At 38.6% G+C, this 21,922-nt stretch carries 18 protein-coding genes; 10 read left to right on the top strand and 8 right to left on the bottom strand.

The window, feature by feature from the left end:
- Positions 1-153 precede the first annotated feature (153 nt).
- From QNI22_RS20280 to QNI22_RS20270, 3 genes are all read right to left on the bottom strand, one after another.
- A complete protein-coding gene (locus QNI22_RS20280; protein WP_314513470.1) occupies positions 154-936 on the bottom strand; it encodes a hypothetical protein in 783 nt (260 codons plus the stop codon).
- 475 nt (positions 937-1,411) lie between these two features.
- Positions 1,412-4,030: an FtsX-like permease family protein gene (locus tag QNI22_RS20275; RefSeq protein WP_314513469.1), complete on the bottom strand. Its 2,619-nt coding sequence runs from the start codon at positions 4,028-4,030 to the stop codon at positions 1,412-1,414.
- Positions 4,027-4,365, bottom strand: coding sequence for a PadR family transcriptional regulator (locus QNI22_RS20270; protein WP_313988156.1), 339 nt, complete (start codon positions 4,363-4,365; stop codon positions 4,027-4,029). Before QNI22_RS20270 ends, QNI22_RS20275 begins: the two co-directional genes overlap by 4 nt.
- A 377-nt stretch (positions 4,366-4,742) precedes the next feature.
- Between QNI22_RS20270 and QNI22_RS20265 the strand changes: the two genes are divergently transcribed.
- Together QNI22_RS20265 and QNI22_RS20260 are read left to right on the top strand one after the other, a co-directional pair.
- A complete protein-coding gene (locus tag QNI22_RS20265) occupies positions 4,743-5,759 on the top strand; it encodes a DUF2278 family protein (RefSeq protein WP_314513468.1) in 1,017 nt (338 codons plus the stop codon).
- 258 nt (positions 5,760-6,017) lie between these two features.
- On the top strand, positions 6,018-6,512 hold the full coding sequence (locus QNI22_RS20260) for a hypothetical protein (RefSeq protein WP_314513467.1): 495 nt from the start codon (positions 6,018-6,020) through the stop codon (positions 6,510-6,512).
- An 18-nt stretch (positions 6,513-6,530) separates the two neighbouring features.
- Here QNI22_RS20260 and QNI22_RS20255 read toward each other — a convergent pair whose 3' ends face one another.
- The gene (locus QNI22_RS20255) at positions 6,531-6,677 is read right to left on the bottom strand and encodes a hypothetical protein (RefSeq protein ID WP_314513466.1); all 147 of its coding nucleotides are present in this window, start codon (positions 6,675-6,677) and stop codon (positions 6,531-6,533) included.
- Positions 6,678-6,877: 200 nt separating this feature from the next.
- Between QNI22_RS20255 and QNI22_RS20250 the strand changes: the two genes are divergently transcribed.
- Positions 6,878-9,112: an FG-GAP-like repeat-containing protein gene (locus QNI22_RS20250; RefSeq protein WP_314513465.1), complete on the top strand. Its 2,235-nt coding sequence runs from the start codon at positions 6,878-6,880 to the stop codon at positions 9,110-9,112.
- Between the two features lie 60 nt (positions 9,113-9,172).
- A complete protein-coding gene (locus QNI22_RS20245) occupies positions 9,173-10,243 on the top strand; it encodes a cobalamin-independent methionine synthase II family protein (RefSeq protein WP_314513463.1) in 1,071 nt (356 codons plus the stop codon).
- A 35-nt stretch (positions 10,244-10,278) separates the two neighbouring features.
- Here QNI22_RS20245 and QNI22_RS20240 read toward each other — a convergent pair whose 3' ends face one another.
- The 3 genes from QNI22_RS20240 to QNI22_RS20230 form a co-directional block, all read right to left on the bottom strand.
- Positions 10,279-10,833 (bottom strand): dihydrofolate reductase family protein, encoded by a 555-nt coding sequence (locus tag QNI22_RS20240; protein WP_314513458.1) that lies wholly within the window; start codon positions 10,831-10,833, stop codon positions 10,279-10,281.
- A gap of 15 nt (positions 10,834-10,848) precedes the next feature.
- Positions 10,849-11,289, bottom strand: a complete 441-nt coding sequence (locus QNI22_RS20235; RefSeq protein WP_314513456.1) for a VOC family protein — start codon at positions 11,287-11,289, stop codon at positions 10,849-10,851.
- A gap of 88 nt (positions 11,290-11,377) precedes the next feature.
- Positions 11,378-12,124, bottom strand: coding sequence for a DUF6597 domain-containing transcriptional factor (locus tag QNI22_RS20230; protein ID WP_314513454.1), 747 nt, complete (start codon positions 12,122-12,124; stop codon positions 11,378-11,380).
- Between the two features lie 416 nt (positions 12,125-12,540).
- On the opposite strand from QNI22_RS20230, the gene QNI22_RS20225 reads away from it, so the two are divergent.
- Both QNI22_RS20225 and QNI22_RS40500 read left to right on the top strand, forming a co-directional pair.
- A complete protein-coding gene (locus tag QNI22_RS20225) occupies positions 12,541-12,723 on the top strand; it encodes a DUF6576 domain-containing protein (protein ID WP_314513452.1) in 183 nt (60 codons plus the stop codon).
- A 248-nt stretch (positions 12,724-12,971) separates the two neighbouring features.
- The gene (locus QNI22_RS40500) at positions 12,972-14,837 is read left to right on the top strand and encodes a DNA/RNA non-specific endonuclease (protein ID WP_314513450.1); all 1,866 of its coding nucleotides are present in this window, start codon (positions 12,972-12,974) and stop codon (positions 14,835-14,837) included.
- A 16-nt stretch (positions 14,838-14,853) separates the two neighbouring features.
- Here QNI22_RS40500 and QNI22_RS20215 read toward each other — a convergent pair whose 3' ends face one another.
- A complete protein-coding gene (locus tag QNI22_RS20215) occupies positions 14,854-17,253 on the bottom strand; it encodes a PAS domain S-box protein (RefSeq protein ID WP_314513449.1) in 2,400 nt (799 codons plus the stop codon).
- 646 nt (positions 17,254-17,899) lie between these two features.
- Here QNI22_RS20215 and QNI22_RS20210 point away from each other — a divergent pair.
- The 4 genes from QNI22_RS20210 (at position 17,900) to QNI22_RS20195 (ending at position 21,472) form a co-directional block, all read left to right on the top strand.
- A complete protein-coding gene (locus tag QNI22_RS20210; RefSeq protein ID WP_314513448.1) occupies positions 17,900-19,300 on the top strand; it encodes a 3' terminal RNA ribose 2'-O-methyltransferase Hen1 in 1,401 nt (466 codons plus the stop codon).
- Positions 19,301-19,417: 117 nt separating this feature from the next.
- Positions 19,418-19,738 (top strand): hypothetical protein, encoded by a 321-nt coding sequence (locus tag QNI22_RS20205; RefSeq protein ID WP_314513447.1) that lies wholly within the window; start codon positions 19,418-19,420, stop codon positions 19,736-19,738.
- Positions 19,728-20,387: a hypothetical protein gene (locus QNI22_RS20200; protein ID WP_314513445.1), complete on the top strand. Its 660-nt coding sequence runs from the start codon at positions 19,728-19,730 to the stop codon at positions 20,385-20,387. Before QNI22_RS20205 ends, QNI22_RS20200 begins: the two co-directional genes overlap by 11 nt.
- Positions 20,388-20,434: 47 nt before the next feature.
- Complete coding sequence (locus QNI22_RS20195) at positions 20,435-21,472, top strand: metallophosphoesterase (protein WP_314513444.1); 1,038 nt, start codon at positions 20,435-20,437, stop codon at positions 21,470-21,472.
- Positions 21,473-21,922: the final 450 nt, after the last annotated feature.

Raw genomic sequence — 21,922 nt, 5'->3', positions numbered from 1 at the left:
TCTAAAAGAATTATACATTTTAGTAAATGTAAGAGGCTACAATACTTTCTGAAATATATTCTTCCTAGATTAAATACACAAACACAAGTTTATTTAATCAGTTTATCGGATATACATATTTTGTAGAGAATATCCTTATATTAACACATTCACTTATTGGTTGATTTGTCTCCATGTGATAGAATCAACATAATCTTCAAATGTATTTGAATAGACAATTGATTGGTGATACATGTATTTGAGTCTAAATAGGGCTTTAACCTCTCCTTCATAGCGTAGTAACTTTGCTACTAGTATATTATTAGGTTCAATGACCAGATCACGACTATAAGTTGCACAGAAATAATCGATGGGTTTCTCAAGGGGCACCCACTGTCCACTTAGTGTATAAATTTCCCGCACCAGATTTCCTACTGCATTTCTGATACCTACCGAAAAAATTGAGTCCGATGTGTTATAGATAAATATTGGAAATGCTTTATAGTTACAAATAGAATCTGTTATGAATACTCCATTTTCAGTATACTCTCCAAAATATTTTTTATAGCCAAGATCAAATGTCGTGTCTACTTTTATCTGCATTTTGGTTGTATCTGCAAAGCTCCAGTAAGATGATTTTTCATATTTACTTTGTTCATTCCAGGAGGCAAATCCTGAAACAGGATTATGCGGAAGATTGAGTGTATCAGAACGAATGCCAATGTAAAATACAGGATAGTATGCCATTGCCTTAGCACTCGTATAGGTAAATAAATGGTTTGTTTGGTTTGTAGAATCAATTAGTGTGTGATTATTACTTTGTTGAATGGTTACTTGAGTGGAGGTAAAGTAAAAGAGCAATCCGCTTACCAGACAAAGTAGAAACGATGCTAAATATATTGTTGGTGCTATTTTTGGTGAGGATAGTTCTGAGTGGATTATGAGAGAGAGTTTCATTGTATATCAAGTTTTATCTAATAGAGTCTTATCCCCTTCATTTTCCATATAGTCTATTGACTTATACATGAGTCATCCCGAATTTTGAGTAAAAAATGCCATTGAGAAAGGATAATAAATGTCACAAAAAGAGTCGACCTAAATAGCGAATGGTCGTGTAGGTGTGTTGGGCTTCTTTTCTGCGCGAGGTTGGCCTTTGGCCTGTGGCAGAAGGATCGGGAAAAAGGGTCCTTTTTTGCAGCTGGCACACATACTGGCCCAACAAATTCTCATTTGTTGTCCTTTTTTGGGCAAGCAAAAAATGAAGGAGCTGCAAGTAGAATCATGTAAGGGACAATAAACAACTTCAGGAAAAGAGCTTACTCAAAAATAAATCAGCGTCTATACTCTTTTCAAAAGCATAGACGCTGATTTTGTAAAACAAACTCTCATCTAAAATTGTAGATGATTCATATTTTCTATTGCCCAAAGGTGTTTACTCCGTTCGTAACGAATTAACCGGATTAGACAAGGCAGTTTTGATACAATGGTAACCAATCGTTACCAAAGCAATGCATAATGTTACGACTGCTGAAAGAACAAATACATCCCAGCTTATATCTATCCGATAGGTAAATTCCTGTAACCAGCGGTTTACTGCATACCATGCCAGTGGCCAGGCAATAATATTTCCTATTAAAACTAATAGAATAAACTCTTGAGAAAAGATCTTAACCAGATTGCTGAGTGTAGCCCCAAGTATCTTTCGGATACCAATCTCTTTGGTACGTATTTCAGCTGTATGAGCTGCCAGGCCAAACAAACCAAGACAAGAGATGACAATTGCTAGTATCGAAAATAGTTTCAACAGAGTGCTCATTGTATTTTCTTTTTTATACAGTCCTGCCACATGATCATCCAGAAACCCGTATTTGAATAAGGTTCCGGGAGCTATTTTCTGTATCGTATTTTTCAGAAAATCCAGTGTTGCTGGTACATTACCTGGTTTAATCTTGATAAACATGTTACCTGTCCACCAGGGGCGATACTCTAGTAATAAAGGCTCTATCTGATTGTGTAAAGAGACAAAATGGAAATCCTTTACTACACCCACTACTTTACCCTGTATGTTCATAGTTGTATTGGTAATTGTAGCACCAATGGGATCTTTTAATCCCAGTATCTTTGCTGCCTTCTCATTGATAATAAAGGAAGCAGAGTCACTGAACTCACGGGAAAAGTTACGACCTGCTTTTAAGGGGATGCTCATCGCATTGAGATAATTTTCGTCAATGCGAAGTACTCTAAATGATGGATATTCCTTATCAGGTTCCTGAGGACTAGGTACTACCGACTCGACACTCGCATCATCACCGATCCGATTGGTTGCTTTGCCTATTGTGACTACATTCGGATTTTTGAGGAGTTCGTTTTGAATAACCTCAGGATTGAGAATCAGCTTTTCTTTAAACTTACCATATAGTTTGGCCACTACAATCTGCTCTTTATCAAAACCCAGTTGCTTGTTATTGAAAAGATACATTTGCTGGTAGATAAGTACTGTTGCAATAATCAGAAAGCTAGCTACCACAAACTGAAAAACAATAAGACCTTTCCGCAAAAACTGAGCAGAAGATCGGGGTGTTTTATTGGCTTTGAGTGAAGAAACCGGCTCAAAGTTAGAGATGAAGAAGGCTGGAAATAAGCCTGACAGAAGTCCAACAAAGAGAACCATACCTGCAACAATCAGAAGATTATCAGGTTGTATAATTTCCCAGCCTGTTATCTGTCGTCCAGAAATGTGATTGTAAAAAGGCAACGCTATCAAATACAAGACAATCGCAATTGTTCCCGACAAACAAGTAAGTAAAAATGACTCTCCCAGAAACTGAATCACTAACTGTACTTTACGTGCTCCCAGAACCTTGCGGACTCCTACCTCTTTCATTCGTTTCAAGGCCTGAGTAGTGAAGAGGTTAATGAAGTTGACACAGGCAATAATCAGCACCAGCACTTCTACCGCAATAAAAATATACACATACAAAATACTGCTGTTAGGACCTACTTCCTGAATGAGATTGGACTTCAGATGTATATCTGTAATAGGTTGCAGTCTGGCAGATTCCGCAGCCTTGAGTATCTCCTCTTTTTTATCTCCTGCATAAAAACTAAGATAAAAATCTTTCATGCGAGCTTCCAGTTTATGTACATCTTCCGGGTGATTTAGCAGTACATATGTCCAGCCAAACATCCACCCTTTATTAGTAAGCCAGTCAGTTGATACATAGTTGTAGAAAGTTGGCATAGAAGCCAGATAGTCAAATTTAAGATGGGTATTACCTGTTCTGTCTTCTATAACTGCTCTTACCCAGAGTTCTTCTTTATTCTCAAATGTCAGTTTCTGACCAATAGGGTCTTTGCTTCCAAAATATTTTTCAGCCATACTGCGGGTAATGATTATCGCAGAAGGTTCAGCCAATGCTTTAACCGGATTTCCCAATACTGGTTGCAGATCAAACACCTCTACTACTGTAGAGTCTGCGAAAAATCCGACACTCTCACCTTGTTTGTCATCTTCTGTATTGACAACCTGTGTTCCTAAGGATGCAAACCGGGTAATGCTCTTGATTTCCGGGAAGAACTTGATCATTTCACCTGCCAGTGGCGGAGATGATTTAGACCATTCTGTATTGGCTACTCTGAAAATACGATTATGGTTGGGTATATTCTTTTCATAACTTAACTCTTCTTTGATGTGAAGTGTAAGCAATAAACCACAGGTAATACCTAGTGATAAACCAAGCAGGTTAAACAGGCTGTAAGCTTTCTGTTTAAGCAAATTGCGCAAAGCGATTTTGAAGTAGTTGCGAAACATAGAAAGGCTGAATATAGGGTGAGGATAGGCATTCTTTTTATGTCTTTTTCGTACAAAGGGGGGCAAAACGGAAATCACATCTATCACATAGCGAATAGTAGCCCGCGTTTTGCCTTCCCGCTGATACCAGTACTGATACATTTCATCCAAATCACCTTCTACTTCCTCCAGGGTATCATCAGGGTGAAACCATGTTAGTAGTTTATAAGCCCAACGGGGTGGAGTAGTTGGCTGTTTCATAGTCCATTGACTTGCAATGCATGTGGAGGTACCATTTGCCAAAGCTGATTGCGTAACTCCTGAACATCCTGCAGGGCTCTGCTACCTAAGGCAGTCAGAGTGAAAAAACGTTTTCTTCGTCCTCCTCTTTCTGTAGTAGCTCCTCCCAGATGTGATGCTACAAACCCTTTCTCTTCCAGGCGAATCAGTGTATTATGGACTGTGCCAAAGGTTAATTGCCTGCCTGTGTGTTGTTCGAGTTGCTGACTAACGGTTACTCCATACGCTTCTCCATCAAGGATAGCTACCATTAAGAGTATCATTTCTTCCAGTTCGCCTAAATATGTCCGACGCATAAATATGGTATGATATATTATTTTCTATTTTGTCGTACAAATATACTGCCAAAGCTGTTTTTCTATGCATGTGTCTGTATTTGAGTACGTTGTAGTGTATGTGTATGTCCGGCTGCGGACACAGATGCTTCATAAACGGACATATAGATTTGTATGTCAATTAATTTTTACATTCGGTAGAATACCTAAAATGAGGTATTGATTTATTAGTTGGTATTGCCTTGATTTCTGGGGTATAAGGAGGATAGTTTTTGGTAAAAGATATTACTTTTTCCCTGTAATGAAATACTAATAAGAAGAAACACAAAGTTGTACAACCAGCTGGGATGCCGAAAACAGCCATATAAGAGTAGGCAACAGATAATCAACCATTTACTATGTTAAAGAACTATGGGGTATTAAAAGGTAAGGCTATCGAACGGGAAATGGCGTCTCCTTCCCATGAACATTTCCAGATCCATATTCTGGCTGGAACAGAGCACCACCGTATTGCTATCAACGTAATGTCACAGTTAAGTCCACCCGAGGTATTATTTTACATGGATGAAAATTTCGTACATCCCATTACAGATAATATTGTGCAAGCCAATCTGCCAGATGGATATACTAAGATACCATCAAGACCTGCAGGTATCGCATTAGACTTCATTCGGGGTAACTTGTTTCCAACACAAGAAATGAAGCCCATTCCTTACAATCAACCGGGAGCCGATAATGACCTGAATGAGAAGCTGGACTTTTATGTGCAACAGGCCATCAATGACACAGATGCTGTTGTCTATGCATTTGGTGAGAAATGGGGACCAGAGGAAAATAAACCGGATCAATACTTCGGATTTACTCCTGGAAATGGTATTCATGATATACATATGAATCAGGGTAATTCGGGTAGGTTTAAAAAAGATAATGGTGTATATCAGGATGGTGGCTTACTGCTGCACTTTCCTTCCCGTAACAAATGGGTTGCTATCTTTATCGCTTTTCAGGTACAGGCATGGCATACTGACGATCAAACCGGAGATCCGCTCAATACATTGCCACCAGATCATCCGCAGCAGCCGGAAAGTAAAACACCTGTTAGAATTATTGCTGCTATGGTAAATCCCTCAAAAGATGATGTTGGGAAAGAATTTGTTGTGTTGTTTAATTCTGACAATGAGGCTATTGCTTTGCATAACTGGCGCATTGCAGATAAGGCTAAGTTATATGACGTGCTGGGTAATATTTTTATTGAAGCACATACCAGTCTGAAAGTACGTCTAAGTGGCAATGGCGCCCAGTTAAGCAATAAAGGCGGTATTATTTCTCTGCTGGACCAGGAAGGTAACAAGATTGATGGGGTTAGCTATACCAAAGAACAGGCCTCGGTTGAGAATCGGTTGATTCAGTTTTAAGTTTTATATAACTTTTTAAATCGGCTAGATTGTATTTAACTGTTACTATATGTACAACCTAGTAGCAGGGAAGGTACTCTCTAGCCTGATGAATGTATTATGGCAAAAGTTTATGTTTTTCTTGGTATAATTTAAAAGGTTTGTATCTTTGACAGATATCCTTATGCCACCTTGAAGAAAGCGATTGCCATATTGCTCCTGGGTTTGTTGCTCTATAATACCATGGGGTATTATGTGTATTATACATATCGCCAAAGTATGGCAAGAACACAACTACGGCTATTTCTGGATAGCAATAGTTTAGCTCTTAGTCAGGCTGAAGTAGATGCGAAGGTGCATAACCAGCAATGGATACGGTTTTCAATTCCCATTGACTTGTATCACCAACTGGACCATTCTCTGGAGCCTGTAGAAGGAGAATTTAGCTATCAGGGTAGAATTTATGAAAAGGTAATGCGTAGTATACAGAATGATACATTATACCTTTATTGTGTCAATAACCACACCCAGGAACAGATACAGAATGATCTTTCTAATCACATAAAAACGCACATCGCAGATTCGGCAGGGCCACAAACTGAGAAAACACAAAAACATCTCAAGTTCTCATTGACACAAGAATACCTGCCTTTATGGGAAACTTCGTTCTGCTTTTATGCTTGTAGCCTGTCTTCCCAATATCCTGCTATGACTAAAATAGATTTTTCTTCTCATTATCTGGATATCGCTTCTCCTCCTCCCAGAGTAGTATAACTGTTTTTTATCGGATTTTCACAGTCTATGTATGGATGCTCCCATACCTGGGTCTTTCTTATAGACCCAGAGTGTGCATGTATCTTGTGGCTTTATTTCAGAGCCTAAGACAGGTGGTTTGGTGTATTCTTCTGCTTTCTGCAAGGCAGAATAAGCTATGCCCATTGTTGATTTTTATAGATAGGCAGATCAGCAATTGTAAATGAAAATCCAATAAAAGCAATGGTTGTATGGCTCCATACAATTGGTTCATCATGCTATTCATTTTTCTGTCTATAGATGGTTTCTCTGCCTGAATCCGTCTGGTATTTTTTGCTGCGACTTGACAGTCCGATTTTTTATGACCCCAAACCTTGATTATATAAATGAAACCTATATTATACCTTACGCTGTTAGGTGTTTTATGGCTGGGTTTACTCTCATGTCATAAGCCATCTTCAGAAGAACAGATGCTGGCAGTTCTGGAAAAAACAAAACAGAAACTGCATAATTATAAAAATGGTTTTTGTCCGGAAGCAAAGATTGCCTTTGTAGACTCTATATTAAAAGTTACCCCTCAGAATAATTTCGTTGTTATTATACAGGCTGCCTTTGAGCGATCCAATGTATTACTGCAACTGGGTCGGGCTACCGAAGCTGTACAGGTTCTGGAGCCACTACTAAAAGATCCAAGAATACCGGCTTCGTTTTTTGATGCTATCCGAAGCAATCTGGCACTGGCTTACCTGAGAGAGGGTGAACAGACAAACTGTGTCACTAACCATGGTGTTGAAATGTGTGTATTTCCTATTAAAAATGGTGGAATTCATAAGGATATGACAGGATCTCGTGCCGCTATTCAGGAATACGAAGCAAAGCTGGCGAACAGTCCGGATGATCTGGAAGCGAGGTGGCTTTTAAATATTGCCTATATGACATTGGGTGAATACCCGCAAAATGTTCCCAAACAGTTTCTGATTCCAAACATGGGTGGGCAGGATGACTGTGAAGTCAAACCCTTTGAAGATCTGGCTATCGGCTTAGGTCTTGATCAGAAAGATCATGCTGGTGGAGTGATTCTGGAGGATTTTGATGAGGATGGATTTATCGATATTGTAACCTCATGCTGGGATATCAATAAACCCATGCATTATTTCAAAAATAATGGTGATGGGACATTCACTGACCGAAGTAAGGCTAGCGGATTAACTAAGATAACAGGAGGTCTGAATATCATGCAGACCGATTATAATAACGATGGGTTCAAAGACATTTTTGTGACTCGTGGTGCATGGCTGGGAACTATATTTGGTGAGCAGCCCAATTCATTGTTACGAAATAATGGCAATGGTACATTTACAGATGTCACTATTGAAAGTGGCCTTTTATCATTTCATCCTACACAGGCTGCAACCTGGAATGATTTTAACAACGATGGGTGGCTAGATGTATTTATTGGTAATGAGACCTCCAAATGGTCTGAGAGTTTACAGACTTGTGAATTTTATCTTAATAATGGAGATGGGACTTTTACCAATGTGGCAGACAAAGTGCATTGTAACATCAATGCTTTTGTAAAAGGAGTTACATCCGGAGATTATGACAATGATGGCTTTAAGGATATTTTCATTTCAACGCTGAATGGTGAACGTATTCTCTTAAGAAATAAAGGAGTAACAGATGGGATAATTGACTTTGAAGATGTTACAAACAAAGCAGGTTTAAAAGATGAAGATCATAATACATTTCCTACCTGGTTCTGGGACTATGATAATGATGGTTACCTGGACATATTTGTTTGTGATTATACCTTCACAAAGTCATTGGCAAGCTATGCTGCTGCTGAATATCTGGGCAAACCAGAAAAGTTTACCGGACAGCCCTGTCTGTATCATAACAATCGCAATGGCACTTTCACCAATGTAACACATGCGATGGGCTTATATACTACTGCCTTTGCTATGGGAGCTAACTTTGGTGACATTGACAATGACGGTTATCTGGATATGTATCTGGGAACTGGTAATCCCAACTACCAGTCGTTAGTTCCCAATAAGATGTTTAAAAACATAAGAGGTGAACGGTTTGCAGATGTGACTACATCCGCTAAAGTGGGCAATCTTCAGAAAGGACACGGAGTTGCCTTTGCCGATATGGACAATGACGGCGATCAGGATATTTTCATAGAGATGGGTGGCGCCTATATAGGTGATGCTTACCCCAACTCTTTTTTTCAGAATCCGGGACAAAGCAATAATAACTGGTTGTCTCTGACACTGGAGGGAACTCAATCCAACAAGGCGGCTATTGGCACAAGCGTGAAAGTGAGTTTCACAGAAAATGGCAAAACACGATCTGTATACCGTGATGTGAATTCTGGTGGAAGCTTCGGCTCATCTCCTCTAAAAAGAGAAATAGGTATAGGACAGGCCACTATGATAGACCAGATTGAGATCAAATGGCATGGGAGTGGTTTGATGCAAACTTTTAAAAATGTTCTTCCCAATCAGTTTATTAAAATTAAAGAAGGCAGTAATGTAATCGAAAAGATAAAACTGCAAAGGCTGGATTTTAACAAAAAATCAACTCAGAATATAGCTGTTTGTAACAGTGTTATGTAGCCTGCTTTTTCGAATCCCCTATACATATGTTTCATTATTTACATCTTACAAACAAATCGTATGCCCCAAATACCTACAGAGCCTATTGGCAGTATTCCTCGTCCAGCTTATTTACAAGATGCTATGAAAGCCTTTAGTAAGTCAGAAATCAAAGAATCTGAATTAAATACACTCTTTGAAAAAGCGACACTTGAGACTATCAAAGAATTAGAGGCTACAGGTTCGCCTGTTATTTCAGATGGAGAACAGTCCAAACCCAGCTTTGTGACTTATCCTATACATGGCTATCCACATTTGGCTGCTGATGGTGTAATCATACCTTTTGCGGATGGTCACACCCGGCAATTGCCAAAGATTACAGCGGGACCTTTTCGATATCAGACTTTTGCCAGTAGTTATCTGGAGAAAGCTAAAAGGTATACATTATTGCCTGTAAAGCAGGCTGTTATTGCTGTATCTGCTATTAGTTTGTTGTATCCGCCAGAAGGAATAGATGGATATGCGCAAGCCCAATTTATAGCCGATTTGCTGGACGAAGCAGAAAAAGATATTCGTAAATGTCTGATAGGTGGAGCTTATACTGTTCAGATTGACTTTACAGAAGCCAGACTTGCTTTGAAACTAGACCCTAGCAAACAGCTGTTGAATGCGTTTATTGAATTAAACAACAAAGTGCTGAACCGTTTTTCAGAAGACGAAAGACGCCGAATTGGTGTTCATACCTGTCCAGGAGGTGATCATGACTCAACCCATAGTGCTGATATTCCTTATTCAGAATTGCTACCACTTCTTTTCAAAATAAAGGCTGGCAACTTCTATCTGGAGTATGCGGCTGAGAAAGAAAAACAGTCTGTACTAAAATCCATTAAGGAAAACCTGCAACCTGGCCAACGTGTCTTTCTGGGTGTTACGGATGTCTTGAATCCACGAATTGAAACTGCTGAAGAAATCAGTGAGCTTCTGGTTGAAGCATCGAGAATCATTCCATTGAATCAATTAGGTTCTACAGATGATTGTGGTTTTTCTCCCTTTGCCGATGATATTTCAACTGCCCGGAATATAGCTTTCTCGAAGATCAAAGCTCGTGTGGATGGAACTGCACTGGCTGAGAAGAAATTGAACTCCAGATGATTTGTTAAATGATTTACTATAAAAGACCAAAGCAATCATTCAGATTGCTTTGGTTTATAACGTAACAGTGTGACACCTGACCGATATACTTTTGTGTCAATCAACTGTAAATCCAGGCGTTGTTGCAATTGTTGGAATAGTGGTTTCCCATTGCCTAAAGCTACCGGATGAACACCTATCCGGTATTCATCAATCAAACCTGCCTGGATAAATGAAGTTATTAAACTTGCTCCACCAAAGAGCCAGATATCCTTTCCCGGACTTTCTTTTAGTTTGTAAATCTCTTCCGCTATGTTTTCGCTTACAAGCGTTGCATTACCTTGTATAGTACTCAATGATTTGGAGAAGACATATTTCTTCATTTTCTGAGTAGCCTTTGCAAAGTCAATTTCTGTTTGTGAACGTGATGCATCAGGTGTATAGTACCCATACAATTCATAGCTGATACGTCCATACAAAATTGTATCAATTTCCTCCACAAACTTATCGAAACCCATATCATCGTCCATAATACACCAGTCCACTTCACCATTAGGGCCTTCGATAAATCCATCCAGTGTTACTGCCAGATCCAGAATTATTTTCCGCATGATTTGAGTAAAGATTTAAAGATGATCAATAGAGGCATGTCCCAGAACATTACCAACATTATCTAATTCGATATATGGATTGTAAGCAATTTCGAGAATGTTGCCTTCTATATCTGAGAAATAAAAGAAATGTCCTCCAAAAGAAGCTTCTTCTGGTTCTTTTAAAATGGTAATACCTTGTTTTTTTAATTTATGATACCATTCTGTTACTTCTTCTTTGGTATCAACATTATAGCCAATAGTAAAAGACCGAAAACCCGTACCTTCCGATGATATACCTATAAAATCTGCCAAAGGTTTTCGTTGGGTAAAGCCAAGCAGAAAGCCATTCATCTGAATGAACAGAATGTCTTTATTCTCAGCGATTGGTTGCCAGCCTATTTTTTCTCTATAGAAAGCACGGATAGCTGACAGATTATCTACCCCTATTGTAAGTACACTTACACGTTGTTGCATAGTTATAAACTATTAGTTGTGGTACTGATATATATAACAACAAAGGTAGAGTGGAGATATGACTGGTGCTTTGTATAAATCCGACGTTTTACAAAGAGGAGGGAGATTGCCCTGAATACTTTTTGATATGTTTGGTTAAATGGGCATGGTCATAATAACCAGATGTATATGCAATGTCCAGCAGACTTTCGTGTTTTCGGTTTTTAATCTGTTTGAACGCATGTTGAAACCGAACAATGTTGCAGATTTCTTTGGCTGTCACTCCCAAATGAGTTTGGAATAGACGTTCAAATTGTCTTTCAGAAATACAATGATCATGGGCTAGTTCATTAATAGGTATATTTCCGTTATGTTCAAGTATAGTACCAATAATAGGATTGTAGCGATCTACATTCTGATTCCTGACTCTACTGATCAGATATTTATTTAGCGATTCTATAGATACCAGAGATTGCCTTGTGGAAAGAACAGAAAGATTAAAAACAGATTTTTCGGTTTCTGTAATAGTATCTGCTGCTCCTTGTAAAAAAATATTTAGCAAGGAACTCATACCAAAGGGTTTGAATCGTATTCCTATAAGATGTGTATTATTGGTTAGGATTGTATCCTGAAAGGTGGTCATTGTACCTGTCAGATATGCTGCTCCATGTCTGAGAAGATACCTTTGATTAGTAGATACCTGTACTTCTTCACCAGCATTGATGATAATATCAGCACAAATATCTGGTATTACTCTGTTAGATCTGTTAGCTACATTCTCTCCTGTCCGAATACTCCAATAACAGTCAATATAGGGGAGAAGTGACGAATAGGGTGTTATTTCCTGATAGTGCATAAATATAGTTATATTTTGAGGCCAAAAGTTCTTTGCTGTTTTATATAATAGGCCGAAGAAATTCGTCTTTCTAAACTAGCAATGATTATCAACTTTCTATAAAATTACCTACACATTTTTTCTGGGAATTTGCATACTATTTTCACTTGAATTAGATTTACATGTACTAAAATATCCAGCTACATTGCTGCTCTTCAATATCCAAATTACTTTTACTTTCTTTTTGGTATAAATACTACTGTTTTATAGTGGTTACTATAAAATTTGGGACAGGTATACCTGATATCTACTAGTATGCATTTAGTAGAGCGAAAAGATGAAAAGAATATTTTGTATATAGTTGTCGTATTGAATCTTTGTTTAGTAATATGTTTTATATCTTATTTGTTCTCTTTCCTATTATATTTATCTATTACATGATTGCGCAACCTGGTTGGTTTTCAGGAGATCAGGGATTGTTGACAAAAGAAGATAAGTACAATGCAGCCAAACGTGCCAAGGAAAAAGAAATAGATCGTTTGCTGGATAAAATTAACAAGAAAGGGATGGATCAGTTATCCGAAAAAGAGAAAGAACGATTGAAGCAGCTCTCAGAATAAGGTATCTTCGTTCTGAGAGTAACCATTTTTAGTTTTATCAGATGTTCCTAGTAGATTCTCCTCCATTACTCTCAGATAAAAACTCTGAACTGTTCTGAGTTTTTATCTGAGATACGTTTATTATCGTATAGCTTTTTTGCGTTTCCTTACTTCTAGATTCATAATTTCTTACAATACCTTAAATGAGGTATTGATGAATAGGTTATAGATATTTAACTTGTTGTATATTATCTTCTTATACAATCAAGATGAATCCCATACGTCGAATCCTGAATGCAGATAAAGCACTTTCGGAAGAAGTACATGAATTGATTGAATCCGGAAAGAACCTACCTATTGCTATTCGCAATAATATCAATCAGAATGCAATGGAAAAAGCTATGGTCGGACCTGCTCCGGAGTTACCACGAGCCGAAGCAATGATATTACTACATGTTAGGCCGGCTTTACTCATCAAAAAGAACAAAGTTATTCTACCTGATTCTGTCGAATTAAAGAATAGAATCAGACCTTTTATAAAAAAGATAGAACATGTGATTCCTTCAGTAGGGAGAATTGAATTCTTAAAAGCAGGTAAGAAATATGGTGGTACAGGCTGGTTGATTACTGAAGATACTATTGTAACAAACCGACATGTTGCTTCACTTGTAGCAATGAAGAAAGGAAAGTCCTTTGTATTCAGAAAAAATCCTTTGGGAGATACAATGGAAGCTTTAATTGACTTTAAGGAAGAATATTGGGGTGATAATGTTGCTGTACCTGAGTTTGAGGTTGAACTTGAGAAGATAGTCTATATGACTGAAGATAATACTACGCAACCTGATATTGCATTCTTTAAAATAAAGAAACACAACAAGCTACCTGAGCCTATAGTCATCTCAACACGAAAAATAATAGAAAAACAATTTGTTAGTGTAATTGGCTATCCTGCCTATGATCCTAACTCTATTATCAGTACGATGGCTGCAAAGGAGGTATTCAATAATATTTATGAAGTGAAAAGGTGTTCTCCAGGTGAGATACTGGAGGATGTTTCGGATTCCTGGTATTTCTATCATGATTGTACAACATTGGGAGGGAATTCAGGATCGGTTGTTGTTGATAATGAAACAGGATCGGCTGTAGGGTTACATTTTATGGGAGAGGTTGAAAAGGAAAACTATGCTGTGAAGGGAGAGGAAATCTTGAAACACCTCAGAAAAGTATCACCTAAGTTTGTGACAGGTGATCTGCGGCTTGCATCAGAAATAGAATCTGAACAAGAGGATGTATTTCCTGAAAGTGCACCAGAGGACTATAATGACAGGGCTGGATACTTACCTGATTTTTTAGGAAAGAACTATAGAGTACCTCTGCCCCAGGTTACCAGAGATAAGGATAATGTGCTGACATTTGAATTGTATGGAGAAACTCAGTCGGAACTAAAATATCACCATTTTACAGTAGTGATGAACCGGGAACGACGTCAATGTTTTTATAGTGCCTGTAATATTGATGGATTACTGAGCAAAAGAGGTGTTAAAAGGACTGGTTGGAAATATGATAGCCGAATTCCAAAAGAATTTCAGATCAAGAATGAATGCTATGGGAACCCTCCGAAATTTTCGAGAGGGCATATGACCAGAAAAGAAGATCCTATCTGGGGTGATTTGGCTTTAGCCAAAGCTGCCGGAGGTGATAGTTTTCATGTTACCAATGCAACTCCCCAGATGCAATCTTTTAATGCTCCTGTTTGGCTGGCCCTGGAAGATTATGCATTGGAGAATGCAAGACAGGATGCGATGAAGATATCTGTCTTTACAGGGCCGATTTTCACAGAGCAGGACCCTGTAAAATATGGCGTTAAAATTCCCGTAGATTTTTTCAAGATCCTTGTTTTTATTCATGATACTACCAGAAAACTGTGTGCTACTGGCTATACGGTCTCTCAAAAAGATCATCTGAGTAATCAGGAGTTTGTATTTGGTGAGTTCGAGACCTATCAGGTTTCTATCAAATCAATAGAAAGACGAACAGGTTTGCATTTTGGCAGCCTCTCATCTGTTGATCCTATAAAAGGACTGGAAGCATTTGGAGCTCCATTGGCGAAGGTGGAAGAAATACGATTTGTTTAAGAATGATTATCTGTTTCTAACGTCTTTCTAAAGGCAGGAAAATATAAAATACTGCTCCCTGACCTGATTTTCCATTGGCGGTAATAAAGCCGTTGTGTCTTTCAACAATCTTCTTGCAGAGGGCTAGCCCCAGGCCAGTGCCTTCATATTGATCTCGTGAATGAAGGCGGGCAAATGTTCTGAATATTTGTTTGGCTTCACTTGGTTCAAAACCAATTCCATTGTCTTCTATTTCAATTACATAATATTCCTGATCAGAGTCTGGTACAATTATATCCTTACATTCACTACGTAAAAATGAGACCATTTTATCTGGTGAGAGATACTGTGATCGTATAACAATTTGGGGAGGTGTGTCCTTCCTGGAAAATTTAAGAGCATTATTCAGTAAATTATAAAACAACTGATGTAATAACACTCCATATCCTTGTACAGCAGGGAGATTACTATAATGAATAACTGCATTTTTCTGAGAAATAACTACTTCCAGGTCGTTTTCAATTGCCTTCAATATCTGATTAAGATCAATTTCACTCTGCGTGTGCTCTAACTGATTCAAACCTGAATAGTTTAATACTCCTGTAATCATGCTGTCCATTCGTTCTGAAGCGCTGGTCATCTTCTGAAGATATAACTTTGCCTGATCAGACAGATTATCTCCAAGTTCTTTGATCAGCAAACTGTTGAATACTCTTATTTTCCGCAAAGGTTCTTTCAGATCATGGCTTGTTACGTGGGCAAATTGCTGAAGGTCGTCATTGGAACGTTGTAGTTCTTCGGTACGTAATTGTACCAGGCGCTCCAATTCTTCTGTCCATTGTTTTTGATCATCAATATCTGTACAGGAACCAAACCAACGAATTATGGTGCCTTCTGCATCTTTGATAGGTAAGGCCTTACCCAAAAACCAACGATATCCACCCTGTATCCGATCTTTAAAACGATATTCTACCTGATAGAAATGTCCTGTTTGTATAGAATATTTCCAGGCAGCCAGGCAATGCTCAACATCATCCGGATGTAGAATGTTAATCCAACTAGTTCCTGTTGAATCAGGCTCAAAACCGGTGAATTCATACCATCGATCATTGAAGTAGTCTACTGTTCCATCTGTGGCCGCAGTCCAGATAATTTGTGGTACCAGATTCGCCAGTTGACGAAGACGTTCTTCGCTTTGTTCCAGAAATTCCTGTGCATTTCTTTGTAAGGTAATATCCTGAAAATTGCACACATAGGCTCCTATATAAGGAATATGTGTCATGTTGGTAATCTGTGTTTCTACCCAATGCCATGTGGTATCTTTGTGCTGAAAACGAAGTTGATAAGTTAGCGAATGACCTGGTTGCCGTAACAGATAGTTGTCAGCAATGAGTGTAGGAATATGATCAGGATGAATGAAATGAAACCAGGGTTTTCCCAGTAGTTCTTCTTCTGTATAACCCATAACGGATTTGATTGCCGGGCTAACATAGGTATAGTACCCTCTGGCATCATTCAGTGTAATGATATCTTTGGCATTTTCTATCAACGTACGAAAGCGTTGTTCACTTTCTTCTATCACCTTTCGGGTTCTTACCTGTTCCGTAACATCCACTGCATGTACCAGAATGCCTTCTGATAGACCTTCCTCATCTTTTATTGGCTGATACACAAAATTGAAGAACCGATCTTCCAATTCACCGTTTCCCTGTTTGTCCAGTTGTACCAGTTGTTCCTCGCCTACTACGGGTTTTCCGGTCTGATAAACCTGATCCAGCAATTGAACAAAACCTTGTGCCTCCAATTCGGGTACTGCCTCCCGAATAGTTTTTCCCAAAACATCTCTGTTAAACCCAACTACCTGTTGTAATAATGTATTAGCTAGCTCAAATCTGTGTTCGGGACCTTTTAGTACACCCATGATTCCTGGCGACTGCATCAGGAGTTTATAAAAATTTTGTCTTTCCTGATGTATCTGCTGTTCTTTAGCTTCTCTCTTTTGCCGTTCAGTAACGAGTTCTGTCACATTACTACCACTACAAAGTATCGCAAACACATTCCCATTCAGATCACGCATGGGAGTATACGAAAATGACACATACTGGGTTTCTGTGTGGTTATTCTGGGTGATAGTGAATGGCATTTCACTGGCAGTAAACGGATTTCCTGTTATGTATACTTCAGTGAGGATGTTATAAAATACGTGAATATTGATATGCGCCAATGCCGTGAGGATTGGAAGTCCGATTACTTCTTCTCTTGATCTGTTCCAGACTGCTAGTGCTGCATCATTAGCCATCTCAATCACAAAGTCTCTTCCGCGCAGAATTGCAACTTCAAATGGAGCCTGACTAATCAGATAATAGTATTCCTGAAGAGGATCTTTATCGGTTCCATTAGAAACTGAATGGCCTGATGTTAGTAATTCTTTAGACATAGGGTATTAACTACCAATACAAAGTAAGGTTATAAATGGGTTGAATATACATAAGTTATAGCACAAACACTGGATATGCTGTATATAAATGCGAAGAATGCTTACGATTGGGTTTATAAATGCCTCAGCTTGAATAAAAGAGGCTTATTATGAAAATAATGTCACGAATTTTACAAAACACAAATCTATTTGGTCTTGTTTTCCGTATATTATTCTGAGACAAGAGTGGGGAGAGTTTATGACAGAAGAAGTGAATAATATATCAGCTTCTTTTTAGTCTGAATTATCTGTAACATTCACTATTGAATACCCCAATTTTTTTCAATCAGCTTATAAAAATAAGAGGCCCTCAAAGTTGTTTTCCTACCAGCTTTGAGGGTTTTTTGCATTAACCGGGTAGAGATAATATCTTTTTTACAAGTTGATTAATAGTGCTAGTTTGTATTAAGTATGTGTTTGTTTGTCTGTATTTTATAGAAAAGTAATAGTGGGTTTTCGATAGATGGGATTACATAGAGCAGGTTTTCTATGATCATATAACAGTTTTACACTGTTTTAAGAACCATATAAAAGTCCTATATTGCGAGAACTGACTTCATGAGAGTTACTACTTTTCATGAAAAACAACTATGAAATAAGATAAATCATGCTTTTAACAATTACCACCACCCATTCCCCGGCAACGGATCTGGGATATTTGCTTTATAAACATCCTCAAAAGTTACAGTCTGTAGATCTGGCTGTTGGAAAAGCCCACATTTTTTATCCGGAAGCAACAGAAGAACGTTGTACGGTAGCCTTGTTACTTGATATTGATCCGATTGAATTGATACGCGGAAAGGCAAATGATAGCTTTGCTTTATCACATTATGTCAATGATCGGCCCTATGTTGCATCTTCGTTTATGAGTGTGGCATTAGCAACTGGTTTTAGTACAGCCATGAATGGAACCTGTCGGGACAAACCCGAACTGGTGGATGTGAAGTTTCCACTGGAAGTTACGTTGGCTGTAGCTTCTGTCAGAGGAGGTGAGACACTGATTCGCCGATTATTCGAACCTCTTGGCTATACACTGGAACTGGAAAACTATCTTCTGGATGCAACAGTACCTGAATGGGGCGACAGTAAGTATTTTCTTTTGAAGTTGCAACATACCCTGCGTCTGAAGGATCTGCTTTCACATTTGTATGTACTAATGCCTGTTCTGGATAATGACAAACATTATTTTGTGAACAAGCAGGAGATTGAAAAGCTGATGGATAAAGGGAAAGACTGGTTATCTGCGCATCCTGAAAAGGAACTCATTACCAAACGATACCTCAAAAACATTCACCATCTGACCCGACAGGCTTTTGAAGTCTTGATGAGGGAAGAACTACCCGACGAAGAGGAAGAGATGGAAGAAGAAAACGAAGTCGTAAAGGTAGTGAAGCAAAAACGTGTATCTCTGCATTACCAACGATTGCAGACAGTATTTGAAAAACTAGTGGCTTCCAATAGCAAACGGGTGCTTGATCTGGGATGTGGAGAAGGAAAACTCCTGCAATTGCTATTGAGAGAAAATCAGTTTGAAGAAATTCTGGGAATGGATGTGTCCCATCGTAGCCTGGAGATAGCAGCAGAAAGACTCCGTTTTGACCGATTGCCAGCCCATGTTCGTCAGCGTATTTCTCTGATTCAAGGCTCTCTGACCTATAAGGACAAACGCTTGCAAGGGTTTGACGCAGCGGCTTTAGTAGAGGTAATTGAACACCTGGATTTGAATCGCCTTCAGGCATTGGAACAATCTGTATTTGGATTTGCCCGACCTAAGCTTGTACTACTCACAACTCCCAATGCTGAATACAATCAGAAATACGAAACACTGATTGAAGGGAAGTTTCGCCATGAAGACCACCGCTTCGAGTGGACACGGACTGAGTTTGAGACATGGACCCAACACATAACAGACGTTTTTGGCTATGAAGCTGAACTCTTTACAGTGGGAGAAGTAGACGAACAGGTTGGCGCCTCTTCACAAGGTGTGGTGTTTAAGCGAAAAGTTTAAAATTTGTAATACTAAAAGTTTTTCCTGATTCAATATTCTTTATAGACCACTATTCTATAAGAAATACTATACAGCGTATTTCATGTTTCTTCCTATACACTAATCAAGATAAATGGTATGATTACCCGGAATAAAATTTTTGTAGGACTCGTTGTTGTCCTCTTTGATCTATTCGTAGGCATATTCTTTGGAGTGGCGATGATGGATTATGATGATTCATATATGGAGAGTAAGGGAGAGTACTGGAGTTGGGAAAGTATGAACGATTTTCAAAAAGGTATCTCGGTAGGAATGAATATCTGGGTGGTTATCAACCTGCTTATCCTCGGATTTATTATCTACATACTAATAAAACGGCTAAGTAAGATACCAGGTTTTCTAAAACAATTTATACAAGAGGCAAAAAACAGACTCGAAGGTAGACACAATGTATACTAAAAGCAATCAGCTTATCTCTCTGCAAAATCCTTTTCAGCAATTAATGCCTTTTGCTATGCAATGGCTGAGTATCACAGAAGATGATCTGTTTCCAATAAACCAGTTGCCGGAAGCTTTGCCAGATATACTCAAAAGAGTATATCAGATTGCGAAAAGTAAGCCGGATATATTACATAAATTTCAAAAACAAGATTATCTGCTGGATGTAGATGAACTGCGTTTTTATGAAGACCGCGTGGTATTTCTGGTGGAGAACCAGGGTTGCTGGACTTGTGAAACAGAAATATATCAGGCAGATCCGGCTATATATGTGAACCACCAGCAACTGAAAAAGGATAAGAGTGAAACCAAACTTGTACATGAACGTTTATCTGCTTTCCTGACCACATTTGTATTGCAGGAACTGACATTGAGTTCAGAGTATGTATTCTTTGAGATTGATGATCTGACCTTTTTTGATGAGAAAGGTTTACTTATACAACCCTTGTGGCTGGATGCACCTCACGTATGGACAGGTATAAAGGCAAACTTTCATCTGATAAATCACTCTATACTAACAATGATTGACGAGGATAGCGGAACTGGTTTTGCAGGTACACAGAGTGAGGCAATGTATAATTTGCTGGCCGAAATAGGAGGAGAGATTTAGAAATCTCTTACCATCAGAATTTTAATTTTTAAGAGTACAGTATATATATGAAACAACATTTAATTATTGGAGATATACATGGTTGTTACGAAGAGTTACTCCAATTGATAAAAATCGCAGGTATCACAGACGAAGATCAGATTGTGGCAGTAGGAGATATCATTGATCGTGGTCCGGATTCTGTAAAAGTGTATGACTTCTTTCGGAACAGGCCTAACAGCAAAGTAGTCATGGGCAATCATGAACGAAAACATCTGAACAAAGTACTACATTACGGACAGGAGATTGTAAAGCTACAGTTTGGCGACCGGTATCAGGAGTTTCTGGATTGGGCAGAGCAGTTGGATTATTATTATGAAATACCAGAAGCAATTGTAGTGCATGGTGGATTTGAAAATGGTATTCCGCTAGAAGAGCAAAAGCAGGAAGTGTTATGTGCTTCTACCGCAGGAGAAAAACACCTGACCAAATGTTATGGTACAGAACAGTACTGGCCTGAGTTTTATACAGGTAGCAAACCCATTATCTTTGGTCATCATGTAGTGGGCGAAGAAGCACACATATGGCCTACTAATGTATATGGCATAGATACAGGTGCTTGCCATGGCATGAGACTCACCGGAATTTTGTTGCCAGAGTTTAAAATTTATTCAGTACCTGCTTCCCGTGATTATTGGGACGTAGAACGTTACAAATGGCAATTGCCTGTCTTGCAGCACAAAACATGGTCAGGTTTTACGTTTAGGAAAATCGAAGAAGAACTGGAGCCTTTCCGAAATTCACCACGTGAAGATGTAACAGACTTTGTGCAGAAAATGGATAAGTGGATTGCCTCTCTATTAGTGAAAACACCAGAGATGTTGAATAGTATTCAGCAAAAAGCTGTGGCATTGGAACATGAACATAGGGAAAATGTAAACCGGATAACCCATCAGCTATTTTACAGTTCGCTAATCTTTTCAGCTCGAAAAGGTAGCCTGAACGATCAAACCCTACAACAAACCCTAACTACCCCTGAAAAGTGGATACAACTAGCCAACGAACTCCAAATCCCTGTACCAACCTACGAATCGATAGTAAATTAATATGGATTTCATACCTGAGTAATCAGAAACTGTAGAGAAAAGAATTCCAACTTTATATTTTACTCAAAAAACGATCACTCTCTTTGCTACAAGATTCTAAAGAAAGGATGGGAAAGAGAAAAGTTGAAGAAGAGATATATTGTCTTATAAAATTCTAGAAAAACTATTACAAAGAGCGTTGTGTTCACTTTAATCGTGAGTGGGCGTATAGGTGCGTAGGGAGTCTTTTTCCCGCGAGGCTGGCCTTTGGCCTTGTGAGGGGAAGGATCGGGAAAAAGTGCCTTTTCTTTGGTTACTTTCTTTGCTTGCCTAAAGAAAGTAACATGCGGTAGGAAGAGATATGTATTGTATAATGGAAAAAACATAGGAACCTGAATCTCCTACATTGCCAGAAGAAGGAAGTAAATTAAACTAACTCCTTGCAACCCAATTTATACTATAGAACATGAA

Origin of the sequence: Xanthocytophaga agilis, assembly GCF_030068605.1 — a bacterium.
Lineage (GTDB): Bacteria > Bacteroidota > Bacteroidia > Cytophagales > 172606-1 > Xanthocytophaga > Xanthocytophaga agilis.
The sequence above is the reverse complement of the archived record's forward strand: the minus strand, read 5'-3'. Positions and strand labels throughout refer to the sequence as shown.